This is a genomic window from Vulcanococcus sp. Clear-D1 (assembly GCF_014654725.1).
Taxonomy (GTDB): Bacteria; Cyanobacteriota; Cyanobacteriia; order PCC-6307; family Cyanobiaceae; genus Vulcanococcus.
Map to the genome: position 1 here is coordinate 357,066 of NZ_JACVZV010000018.1, position 10,528 is coordinate 367,593.

Genomic DNA, 10,528 nt, shown 5'->3' on the forward strand with positions numbered 1-10,528 from the left:
GTTATGAAGGTGTGTGTTGCGCTGGCCCCAGCCAACGCTCGAGTTCCGGTGAGAACACCTCGCGGATCACGGTGAGTTCGCGCCCTCCCCGGAAAAAGCGGTAGTGGCGGCTCCAGTAGGGCCCTGGGCGGCCGAAGCCCGCCACGAGCGCCGGAGCCTCCACAAGTGCCAGGCCATCCACTTCGCGATAGAGCTCGGCCCGTTTGGCGGTGAGGCTTCGCCAGATCGGCTGGTTGCGTTCCTGAAGGTGGCGCTCGGCTTCAGCCTGGTTCCACCAGCTCTCCGCCCAGGCCAGGGTCTTGTCGCCGCAGCGCAGCCACACCTGGCGGCGGAGCAAGGGCAGATCCAGCTCGCTCACTTCCTTTGGGGCCTCATGGGCGAGGTCGGCATCAGCCTCCATGGCAATCACCTCCACGTCCACCGCCACACCGGTGAGTGATTGGAGGTGACGGGTGGGGCTGCCGTCCCCCAGGAGCAGCAGCCGCCAGGGGCCGCTCAGCACGCTGGGATCCCCTTCGCGCTCGCCGCACAGCCCAGCGGCGACGGCCTCAGGGGCTGCCTGCCATAACGGAATCGGGGACGGCCAGAGCTCAGAGGGGGGCATCGGCGCAGGGTTGAGGACCCGCCGGCCCCCTAGAAACCACTGCTGATGCTGACGCGGCGGCTGGCTCCACCGCGTTCGATCACGGCGCTATCGCCGCTGGTGGACACCAGCTTCCAGCCGCTGCCGCCGATCATTTCGCCCACCAGCGCATTGGTGGAGCTGCCGCCGAGCTGGAAGATCGCGGAGCCTGGTTTGCCCGGGATCTGCACCACCCCTAGGAGTTCGGGTGTTGCCGCAGCGGCGCTGGCGGGTGCTGCAGCACTGGCCGTGGCCGGAGGTGCTGGTGCCTGCAGGGTGCCGTTGAGGGGAACCTGCAGCGGCGCTACGGCGGTGGGAGATCCCCCTTCCAGCTGGCCGAGTTCCTCAATCCAGGGTTCGCTCGGCGGTGGAGGCGGCAGGCCGTCGCCGGTGGGGTTGGGCGCCGCTGCATCCGTGATGGTGGGTGCGCTCTCGAGGCTGCGGATGCCTTCCAGCAGGCGCAGATTGCGCTCCTGGCGCAGGTCGTTGCGGGCTTCGCTCCAGCCGTACCAGAGCCCCATGCTCCCCAGCAGGACGAAGCCGGCAAAGGCGGTCGCGGCCAGTTGCCAGGGCCGCAGTTGCTGCCCTGGCCAGCGCCAGCGCGCTTCGCGCACCTCCACCTCGATCGGCTCCTGCTCTACCGCGCTGGGTGGCTGTGGCTGAGTGGGCGCGCTGCGCTGGCTATGGAGGGGAGCTGTACTGGTGCGGCCGGCGTTCTCAAACACCCGATCCATCACCTGCTCCGCCTTGAGCTCCCAGTAGGCCCGTGAGGTGTGGGTGGGACGAGACGGGCTCAAGGCTTTGGGTTGGATCTGTACAAGCAGTCCGGAATCGCAGCGTCAGGACAGGGTGACGCGTTGAGCTGTGAGCCGCACCTTATCGATCCTGGCCGCTGTTGACGAGCTTCTGGCGCCGCGCTTCCAGCTCCAGCCACAGCATCAGAGCGGTCACATCGGCGGGGCTCACCCCCGGTACCCGCGAGGCTTGCCCGAGATTCACCGGTTGCACCGCGGCGAGCTTCTCGCGGGCTTCGCGCGAGAGGGTGCCGATGGCGGCGTAATCGATGCCTGCGGGAATCGCTTTGTGCTCCTGCTTCTTCACCTGATCGATCTGTTGCTGCTGGCGGGCCAGGTAGCCGCTGTATTTGATGTCGATCTCGGCGCCCTCGCGCACGTCGATCGGTAAGTCGGCAGCGGCCAGGCCATGGCGCACCAGATCGGCACTGTGGAATCCGGGACGGCGCAGCAGGTCCGCCAGGGTGATCGAGCCCTTGATCGCGGCGCCCGTCTGCGCCACCACGGCGTCGGCAGCTGGATCGCTCACCTTGAGCCGCACCGTTTCGAGGCGCTGGGTTTCAGCGGCAATCGCCTCCTGTTTGCGGGTGTAGATCTCCCAGCGGCGATCGTCGATCAGGCCGAGCTCACGGCCCAGGGGCGTGAGCCGCCGGTCGGCGTTGTCGCCCCGCAGCACCAGCCGGTATTCGCTGCGGCTGGTGAGCACCCGGTAGGGCTCCCGTAGGTCTTTGGTGATCAGGTCGTCGATCATCGTGCCGATGTAGCTGCCTTCCCGGGGGAAGTGCACCGGCTCCTGGCCGCGCAGCTGGCGCACCGCGTTGAGGCCCGCCACCAAACCCTGAGCCGCGGCTTCCTCATAGCCGGTGGTGCCGTTGAGCTGGCCGGCGGAATACAGCCCCTGCACCCGCTTGGTTTCCAGCGATGGCCTGAGCTGGGTGGCGGGCAGGTAGTCGTAGTCCACGGCGTAGGCGGGGCGCAGCATCACGCACTGCTCCAGGCCGGGCAGAGTGCGCAGCAGCTCCAGCTGCAGCCGCTCCGGCAGGCCGGTGGAGAAGCCCTGCACGTAGATCTCCGGGGTGTCGCGCCCCTCCGGCTCCAGGAAGATTTGGTGCGACTCTTTGTCGGCGAAGCGCACGATCTTGTCTTCGATCGAGGGGCAATAGCGCGGGCCTTTGCTGTCGATGAAGCCGCCGTAGATCGGCGTGAGGTGCAGGTTGTCGCGGATCAGCTGGTGGGTGGCCGCGGTGGTGCGGGTGATGTGGCAGCTCATCGGCTCGCCGCTCACCCAGCTGGCGGGGTCGAAGGAGAAGTAGCGCTCGTGGGCATCGCTGGGTTGTTCCTCCAGTTGATCGAGGGCGATGCTGCGCCGATCCACCCGGGCGGGGGTGCCGGTTTTGAGGCGCCCCATCTGGAAGCCCAGAGCTTCGAGGGCTTCGGTGAGGCCTTCGGCGGCCTGTTCACCGGCGCGCCCAGCACTCATCGATTGGTTGCCCACCCAGATCTGGCCGCCCAGGAAGGTGCCGGCGGTGAGGATCACGGCGCTGGCGCTGTAAGTGCTGCCGAAGTAGGTGCGCACGCCGGCGATGCGGGCGTCATCGCCGGGCGTTCCCTCCAGCTCGAGGCCCGTCACCATCGCCTCGCGCAGGGCCAGGTTGGGGGTGTGCTGCAGCAGCTGCAGCATCTGGCGGGCATATTGGCGCTTGTCGGTCTGGGCGCGCAGGGCCCACACAGCCGGGCCGCGGCTGGCGTTGAGGATGCGCTTCTGCAGGGCGGTGGCATCGGCCAGGCGGCCGATCACGCCGCCGAGGGCGTCCACCTCATGCACCAGTTGGCTCTTGGCCGGACCGCCCACAGCGGGGTTGCAGGGTTGCCAGGCGATCCGGTCGAGGTTGAGCGAAAAGAGAGCTGTGGAGCAGCCCAGCCGCGCCGCCGTGATCGCCGCCTCACAGCCAGCATGGCCCCCCCCCACGACGATCACGTCGAAGTGCTCGGTGGGCGGGGTTGAAAACGGCATGAGCTGATTCTTAATGCTCGTGGGGATCAGCCGAGCGCGACGCGCTGGAAGGGTTCGCGGCGGAAGCGTCGGTAGATCTCGAAGTCGCTGTCGAGCGTCAGGATCTCAGCGATGTCCAACCGCTCGGACAGGCAGATCAGCGTGAGATCAGCAAAATCGCCGGGCAGGTCGGCGTAGCGCTCGTTCAGCTCCGCCACCCGGGCGTAGTCCTCGGATAGCAGAGGAGTGGATGCAATGCCGCCGCCACTCACGGCGCGCAGCAAGTGGTTCTGAGCGGTCAAAACCCTGGCATCCCCGGGGTCGCCCAGCAGCCAGAGCACTTCGGCCACGCAGATCGGCGAGGTGATCAGCTGAGCGGCGGTCTGATCGAAGAACGCCACGACCGCCTCATGCAGGGGCTCGCGCTCCTGGTAGTAGCTCAGCAGCACGCCTGAATCCACCAGGATTCGCCTCATGGCTTCTATTTCCTGGCGAGGCGTTCCATCAGTAACCGGCGCCGCAGCGGCCGCTCGGCTCCGCCCTTGGGCAGGGTGTTGAGGAAGTGGCTGGGGTGGCCGCCGATCCGTTCGGTGATCGAGGGAGCGCTCTGGAGCTGCTGCCAGCGTTGGCGAATCAGTTCGCGCACCAGTGCGCTTTTGTCCTGGCCGGTGTCGGCTACTAGCTCATCCAGGCAGTGCTGGGTTTCGGGATCAAGCCGGACCGTGAGCGCCATGGCTCGAAAAGGTGGGCGTATTACGGATTGACCTCACTGTAATGCGACTGGTCGGCTCAGCCGCTCTGTGTCAGTCGTCGCTCAGATCAGTCCAGCAGCTCAGGTTGGCCTGGCTCACCAGCTCTTCCCCTGCGGCCAGTTCGCGATCGATCCGTTGTTGCAGCTGTTGCCGTTCACAGAGCAACTGCCGTTGTAACCGTCTGAGCGCTTCGTTCACCGCCTGCCCCAGCGGCAATCGGACTGTGATGCTTGATTCGTCCATCTCCCGTCTCGGGTTAAAGCGCCGCCAGATTGCGGAAGCGGGTGAACTGCGGCTCAAACAGCAGCTTCACCGTGCCCACCGGGCCGTTGCGGTGCTTGGTCACGATGATTTCGGTGATGCCGCGATCAGGGGTATCGGGGTTGTAGTACTCGTCGCGGTAGATCATCAGCACCAGGTCGGCGTCCTGCTCGATCGAGCCCGATTCCCGCAGGTCGGAGAGCATCGGCCGCTTGTTGGTGCGGGCCTCCACGCCCCGGCTGAGCTGGGAGAGGGCAATCACCGGCACGTTGAGTTCGCGGGCCATCTGCTTGAGGCCGCGGGTGATGCGTGAGAGCTCCTGCACGCGGTTGTCGGAGCCGCCGCCTTCCATCAGCTGCAGGTAGTCGATCACCACCAGCCCCAGCTCTTTGCCGGATTCGGCCATCAGGCGCCGGCAGAGCGAGCGCATCTCGAGCACACCGGCGTTGGGTTTGTCGTCGATGTAGATCGGCATCTGGCCAAGGGTGCTGATGCCCTGGCCGAGCAGCGGCCATTCCTCCGGTTGCAGCCGTCCCGTGCGCAGGCGGCCGCTTTCGATCCCCACCTCCATGGCCAGCAGGCGGTAGGTGAGCTGCTCTTTGCTCATCTCCAGGGAGAACACGCACACCGGCAGCTGGTGGAGCTGAGCCACGTTCTTGGCCAGGTTGAGCGTGATCGCGGTTTTGCCCATGGCAGGGCGGCCGGCAATGATGATCAGGTCGCTGCGCTGCAGGCCCTGGGTCATCGCATCAAGGTCGTAGAAGTTCACCGGGATGCCCGCCACGGCGGTGCCTAACGAGCGGCTCTCGATCTCGTTGAAGGTGGCGGTGAGGATCTCGGCGGTGGGGGTGAGGCCGACACTCGGCTTCTCCTGGCTGATCGCGAAGATCTTCTGCTCCGCCTCATCGAGCACCTGCTCCATCGGCTTGCTCTGATCGAAGCCCAGCTGGATCACCTCGTTGCCCGAGCGGATCAGCTGGCGGCGGAGGAACTTGTCCATCACCAGGCGCGCCACCTGGTCGATCGAGGCGGTGGAAAGGGTGCGCTCCACGAGCTCCACCAGCCGGCCGCTGCCGCCAACCTTCTCCAGGGCACCGGTATCCGCCAGCCAGGCGGTCATGGCGGTGAGGTCGGTGGGTTTTCCCTGGCCGTGCAGCATCAGGGCTGTGCGATAGATCTCGCGGTGGGCCGTGAGATAGAAGGCCTCGGGCTGCAGCACATCCGCCACCCGGCCGATGGCGTCGGGATCCAGCAGGATGCCGCCCAGCACCGCTTCCTCGGCTTCGAGGTTTTGCGGCGGCACGCCATCCGGCATCGCCTCGAAGCTGGCCTCGTCGCGGGGCCGCCCCCGTGAGCCCGGCCGGCGGCCCTGACCCTCCTCGGGATCGAGGTTGCTGAGGGGAACGCTCACCATGGCCGGGGTGCTGCCGAAGAGGGGTGGTATGGAACAAAAAACCGCCAGACCCTGTAGGGCCTGACGGCAAAGGGGATCACCATTGTCCCGCGAGGAATGCGGGGCGCAATTGCTTGCTTGGTGGACTGGATCAGTGGCTCACCACTTCCAGGTTGATTTCAGCGGTCACTTCGCTGTGCAGCTTCACCTGCACCTTGTAGGTGCCGGTGCGGTGGATTTCGGGAACGATGATGTCGCGGCGATCCACTTCCTTCTTGGTGGCGGCTTCGATGGCCTCGGCCACATCGCCATTGGTCACGGTGCCGAACAGCACGTCGTCGCCGCCGGTTTGCTTCTTCACGGTGAAGCGACCGATGGTGTCGAGGGCGGTGCGGAAGGCCACGGCCTCAGCCTTGAGGGCGGCTTGACGCTCGGCTTCCTTGGCGCGGCGGTGCTCCACCTGACGCATCACGGCGGGGGTAAGGGGCACAGCCTTGCCCTGGGGCAGCAGGAAGTTGCGGGCGTAGCCAGGGGCTACTTCCACCAGATCGCCGTCCTTACCCAGGCTGAGGACGTCCTCGCTGAGGACCACGGAAACGCGCTTGGCCATGGGATCTACGAGCTAACGATCAACGGATGGGCGATGGGTCAGCCTACGCCACAGGTGCCTCAGCACTTTGGCTGAGCGGCGCGGGCAGGCGCACCTGGGTGGCCAGGCCGAGGCGTTGCATGGCGCGGATGTGCAGCCAGGTGAGATCGGGTTCGTGGCGGCCCCAGCCGTGGCGGGCGGAGTGGGGGTAGGCGTGGTGGGTGTTGTGCCAGCCCTCGCCGAAGGTCACGGCTGCTACCCAGGGGTTGTTGCGGGAGCCATCACCGCTGTCGTGCAGCACATAGCCCCAGCGGTGGGTGGCGGAGTTCACCAGCCAGGTGGCGTGATACACGAGCACCAGGCGTAGGGGAATGCCCCAGAGCACCAGGGCCCAGCCGCCGGCTCCGGTGATGGTGCCGAGCCAGAAGAGCAGACCGGCCAGGGGCAGCTGCAGCAGCAGGAAATTGTTGTTCAGCCAGTGGTAATAGGGATCGGTGGCCAGATCGCCCGTGAGGCGCGGGATGGCTCCCTTGGCAGGGATCGGACGGAACATCCAGCCCATGTGGCTCCACCAGAAGCCGCGGTGGCTGTTGTGGTGATCCGGATCCGTATCGGAAAACTTGTGGTGATGGCGGTGCAGGCCCACCCAGTCGATCGGGCCGTGCTGGCAGCTGAGGGCGCCGCAGGTGGCGAAGAAGCGCTCCAGCCAGCGGGGCACTCGGAAGGCGCGGTGGCTGAGCAGGCGGTGGTATCCGATGGTCACCCCCAGACAGGCCGTGACCCAATAGAGAACCGCCAGGGTGCCGATGGCGGTGAGGCTCCAGAACTGGGGCAGCAGGGCCACCAGAGCGAGCACGTGGAGGGCGGCCATGAACAGGATCACGGCCCAGTCGCGCCCCTGGGGTTCAGGGGTGAGTGGGGTGATGCCGTGGTGCGCGCCACGCGGGCGGTGCAGATGCTGCACGCCGCCGGGGCTGGTGATGGTGGCGGTCATGGGCCCTCCGGATGTGTCCGATAAAATGGTAGCAGTACGGATCCGTATCAGATGGATTATCGAAGCGAACTCGAAGCGGGTCGTGATGCGTTCGGTCATCTGATCAAGGTGTGGCATGAGCGCAACGGTTGGAGCCAGCGGGTGTTGCCGGCGCTGGCGGATGCTCTTGATCTCGGCCGGGTGCACAACTCGCAGCTCTCCAACCTGCGCAACCGCAAGCTCGCCTCCCCCGGGCCGGAGCTGTTTGTGGCGCTGGGGCGGATCAACCAGCTGCTGGCGGAGGCTGCTGCTCAAGGCTTCGCGGGTGACTGGGCCGAGCCGCTGGCTGATCAGCCGGAGCTGCTCTCTGCCCTGCAGGCTTCGGCCCTGCCACTCCTGGCTGATGACGGTTCGGCCCTGGGCCCAGCCCAGCTGTTCGAGATTTTCGTGGGACTGCGAGCCTTGCCCGCCGGCTTCGATCTGCGCATCCAGGCGGCCGAAGCGGCGGGCTTGAGCGCTGCCCTGGCGGAGTTGTTCACAGCCGGCCGGCCCTGGCGGCTATGCCGCGAGCCTGTGATGGCGGCGTACCCAGTGGAGAAACGGCAGCGCCGCGAGCGTTTCGCCGAGGTGATGGCCGGCCAGCGCGACTTCAGCGCTGAGGAGTTGGATGCGGAGCTGAACGAATTGCGCCTCACCCTGGCGGCGCTGGGTGCCACCCAGAAGGAGGAGCTCAGCGCCGATCAGTTTCTGGAGCTGCTGCGCCAAAAGGCCCGGCTGCTGGAGCAACCGGGCCAGGAGGGTGAGGGGGTGGACTTAGCGGAGGCGATTCGCCAGGTGCTGCTGCGATAGCCGCAGAAGCTCACTACCAGAGGCCGCGAACGGCAGGCTCGTTTGTGGGTTGCGGGGCTGGATCGGGCTGCACCTCTGGTGCAGGAGCTGCGGCGGTCGTGGCCCTTGGGGAACCTCCAAAGCCCTGACGCCAGCCAAGAAACACACGCCAGCTACTGAAGTTGCCGAAACTCACGTCGTCGATCGTGCCGCTGGTGGATCCGAGATAACCGGTTTCCACAAAGGCTTGGCCGCGATCGCTAACGCGATAAGAGAGACCCACATTGCCTTGATAGGCAAACCCGCCGGTGCTGCCACCGCTGAAGCAACTGTCAGCGCTGCAGCTCGGAACGTTCAAGTTGGCATAGCCAACGCCGGCCCCGATGTAGGGGCTCCAGCGAGAGCGCGAACCGTCTTTGTTGGTGATGGGGAAGTCGTAATAGCCGTTGACCATCACCGTTGTGAGGTTCATTGAGCCATTGCTCGAACTAGTGAATGAGCCGTAGCGGTTTGAGCTGAAGGTTTGGTTGTTGACGCCATAGTTGCCATAGCCAACAGCCAACTCGGCACGGGCTTGATTGAACTTATAACCAAGGGCCAGTTCCCCGGTGAAGCCTCCATTTAGTTTGAGGGAGGTATCAACTGAGCTTCCCGGGACATCAAAACTACCATCATAATTCCAAGGAAAGCCGGCGCCAACTTTGATGCTGGCGTAGGGATACGTGGAAGAAGTTTCGGTCTGTTGTTCGTTGGTAGGGGCTTGTGCAATCTTTGGCATTTGAGCCGTTGGCACGGGCTCGAGTGCCATGGCGAGCAAGAACGGAATCATGTTTAGGTTGATGTTTGAGTGGATTCTAAGCGGGGTTTGGTCAGATGAATAACACCTGATCGGTGTTGTTGAGGGCAATCGACTGGGCGGCCTTGCCTTGTAACAAGGCGACTAAGTCGGTGCCTTGATAGATGCCCAGGCCGGTCTGGCCATCAATGCGGACTTGCTTGTGGGAGTAGCCCGCTGGGCTGCCACTGAGCAAGAGGCGATCTCCGTCTTGGAAGTCGGTGATGCGTGCATAGTCTTTATACCTATTCCCGACGTAGTAGCTGCCCGCAATGTCGCCCAACTGGAAATAGTCGTGGCCGTTACCACCGGTCAGCACATCACGCTGATTGCGATGGGGATTGAGCTTCAGGCTCGGGCTGTCGAGGCGATCGCCAAATCCGTTGATTAGGTCGCTCCCACGGCGACCATCGATTCTGTCCCTGATTTCATCGCCAATGATTGAATCATCTCCATTTGTGCCGTGGATGCTCTCGATTCGGTGCCCATAAAGAAGTGACTTGAAGTCCCCCCGCTCATCAAGCCCAGCAAGGCAAGCAATACGCTCTTGCTGGCCCAACTTGGACGTTTTGATCTCGAGTGAACCGGCGGCGACGTCGTTCAGCAAGATCGTATACGTGCCATCCGAAGTTGATGTGGTATTGCGTGTCTTTTTGCCTTGGTAATAGTTGCCGTAGGGTTGATTGCCTTCTTCGTCAGTGCGGGCATCTATCAGGTCAACGGCATATACCGACTTGCTGGGGTCGATGCTAATCTCCCTTGCGCTGTAATGCAATCCTTTGCGCAGTGCTGACCCGTCGACACTAATTAGCTTGAATGAATTGCTTTGGTTCGGCGAGGCTATGATGTAAGTAGATGGGAAGTTGTTGGCGGTTACCCTGTCTCCTATGGTGAGTGAGTCTGTGTCGAGGTAGAAAGGTGTATCAATGTCTTTTGTGGCATCCTTTAGGTTTTTGCCGGGTTCATTCGTGGTTTTGTCATCAATCGGATTGGTGATTGCTCCTTGGCCGTCATCAAAGAGAGAGACGAAAGCGGAGGACTCGTTGGGCTTGCCTGGGTTGACAACGAGTTGGAATTGCTCTTCGCCTTCAAAGACATCATCGTGTTCACCAGAGATGTCAGCGGCGACGAGGACAGGCAGGTTGCCAGCGACAACGGGAGTGCCGTCGTAGAGAGCCCAATTATCGCCACCATCTAGCGAGTAGTAGAGGGGAGCGTTGTTGAGACTGTCGCCTTGAGGGCGATCAGCTTCGTTATCGCCAGTGGGCTGGTTGTTGCCGTCGGCGTTATCACGGACGTCAAAGGTTAGAAGTTGACCAGGATTGGCATCAATAGTGAAGACTGCGCGAGGAGAGGCTTCGTTGTAGTTGCCACCGGTGACGTCAATCGGTCGATCATCGTCGCGTCTGGACTTGCGCAGATTCTTGCCGGGGTCATTCGTGGTTTTGTCATCAATCGGATTGGTGATTGCTCCTTGGCCGTCATCAA

Annotated in this window: 11 protein-coding genes and 1 pseudogene; 1 reads left to right on the plus strand and 11 read right to left on the minus strand. The window is 63.9% G+C overall.

What is annotated here, in order from left to right:
* Position 1: 1 nt before the first annotated feature.
* The 9 genes from H9532_RS08665 to H9532_RS08705 form a co-directional block, all read right to left on the minus strand.
* The gene (locus H9532_RS08665) at positions 2-604 is read right to left on the minus strand and encodes a chorismate lyase (protein ID WP_296367418.1); all 603 of its coding nucleotides are present in this window, start codon (positions 602-604) and stop codon (positions 2-4) included.
* A gap of 29 nt (positions 605-633) precedes the next feature.
* The gene (locus tag H9532_RS08670) at positions 634-1,419 is read right to left on the minus strand and encodes a hypothetical protein (protein ID WP_296367420.1); all 786 of its coding nucleotides are present in this window, start codon (positions 1,417-1,419) and stop codon (positions 634-636) included.
* A 79-nt stretch (positions 1,420-1,498) separates the two neighbouring features.
* Positions 1,499-3,430 carry a tRNA uridine-5-carboxymethylaminomethyl(34) synthesis enzyme MnmG gene (gene mnmG, locus H9532_RS08675; RefSeq protein WP_296367421.1) on the minus strand — a complete coding sequence of 644 codons (1,932 nt, stop codon included), beginning with the start codon at positions 3,428-3,430 and terminating at the stop codon, positions 1,499-1,501.
* A gap of 26 nt (positions 3,431-3,456) precedes the next feature.
* Entirely contained in the window at positions 3,457-3,885 is a 429-nt protein-coding gene (locus H9532_RS08680) for a PIN domain-containing protein (RefSeq protein ID WP_296367423.1), read from the minus strand.
* 5 nt (positions 3,886-3,890) lie between these two features.
* Positions 3,891-4,142 (minus strand): ribbon-helix-helix domain-containing protein, encoded by a 252-nt coding sequence (locus tag H9532_RS08685; RefSeq protein WP_296367425.1) that lies wholly within the window; start codon positions 4,140-4,142, stop codon positions 3,891-3,893.
* A gap of 70 nt (positions 4,143-4,212) precedes the next feature.
* Entirely contained in the window at positions 4,213-4,404 is a 192-nt protein-coding gene (locus H9532_RS08690; protein ID WP_296367427.1) for a hypothetical protein, read from the minus strand.
* A 13-nt stretch (positions 4,405-4,417) separates the two neighbouring features.
* Entirely contained in the window at positions 4,418-5,836 is a 1,419-nt protein-coding gene (gene dnaB, locus H9532_RS08695; protein ID WP_296367429.1) for a replicative DNA helicase, read from the minus strand.
* A 130-nt stretch (positions 5,837-5,966) separates the two neighbouring features.
* Complete coding sequence (gene rplI, locus H9532_RS08700) at positions 5,967-6,425, minus strand: 50S ribosomal protein L9 (RefSeq protein ID WP_296367431.1); 459 nt, start codon at positions 6,423-6,425, stop codon at positions 5,967-5,969.
* A 43-nt stretch (positions 6,426-6,468) separates the two neighbouring features.
* Entirely contained in the window at positions 6,469-7,275 is an 807-nt protein-coding gene (locus H9532_RS08705; RefSeq protein ID WP_296367469.1) for a fatty acid desaturase, read from the minus strand.
* A 174-nt stretch (positions 7,276-7,449) separates the two neighbouring features.
* Between H9532_RS08705 and H9532_RS08710 the strand changes: the two genes are divergently transcribed.
* Positions 7,450-8,226: a hypothetical protein gene (locus tag H9532_RS08710; protein WP_296367435.1), complete on the plus strand. Its 777-nt coding sequence runs from the start codon at positions 7,450-7,452 to the stop codon at positions 8,224-8,226.
* 13 nt (positions 8,227-8,239) lie between these two features.
* On the opposite strand, the gene H9532_RS08715 is transcribed toward H9532_RS08710, so the two are convergent.
* On the minus strand, positions 8,240-9,034 hold the full coding sequence (locus H9532_RS08715; RefSeq protein ID WP_296367436.1) for a P44/Msp2 family outer membrane protein: 795 nt from the start codon (positions 9,032-9,034) through the stop codon (positions 8,240-8,242).
* Positions 9,035-9,074: 40 nt separating this feature from the next.
* Positions 9,075-10,528: pseudogene (locus tag H9532_RS08720) on the minus strand (hypothetical protein); the annotation flags it as partial.

What these genes read in the sequence shown, in the direction of transcription:
- H9532_RS08665 (WP_296367418.1), bottom strand. Translation starts at nt 604, where the DNA reads ATGCCCCCCTCTGAGCTCTGGCCGTCCCCGATTCCGTTATGGCAGGCA.
- mnmG (WP_296367421.1), bottom strand. Translation starts at nt 3,430, where the DNA reads ATGCCGTTTTCAACCCCGCCCACCGAGCACTTCGACGTGATCGTCGTG.
- H9532_RS08680 (WP_296367423.1), bottom strand. Translation starts at nt 3,885, where the DNA reads ATGAGGCGAATCCTGGTGGATTCAGGCGTGCTGCTGAGCTACTACCAG.
- H9532_RS08685 (WP_296367425.1), bottom strand. Translation starts at nt 4,142, where the DNA reads ATGGCGCTCACGGTCCGGCTTGATCCCGAAACCCAGCACTGCCTGGAT.
- H9532_RS08690 (WP_296367427.1), bottom strand. Translation starts at nt 4,404, where the DNA reads ATGGACGAATCAAGCATCACAGTCCGATTGCCGCTGGGGCAGGCGGTG.
- dnaB (WP_296367429.1), bottom strand. Translation starts at nt 5,836, where the DNA reads ATGGTGAGCGTTCCCCTCAGCAACCTCGATCCCGAGGAGGGTCAGGGC.
- rplI (WP_296367431.1), bottom strand. Translation starts at nt 6,425, where the DNA reads ATGGCCAAGCGCGTTTCCGTGGTCCTCAGCGAGGACGTCCTCAGCCTG.
- H9532_RS08705 (WP_296367469.1), bottom strand. Translation starts at nt 7,275, where the DNA reads ATGGCCGCCCTCCACGTGCTCGCTCTGGTGGCCCTGCTGCCCCAGTTC.
- H9532_RS08710 (WP_296367435.1), top strand. Translation starts at nt 7,450, where the DNA reads ATGGATTATCGAAGCGAACTCGAAGCGGGTCGTGATGCGTTCGGTCAT.
- H9532_RS08715 (WP_296367436.1), bottom strand. Translation starts at nt 9,034, where the DNA reads ATGATTCCGTTCTTGCTCGCCATGGCACTCGAGCCCGTGCCAACGGCT.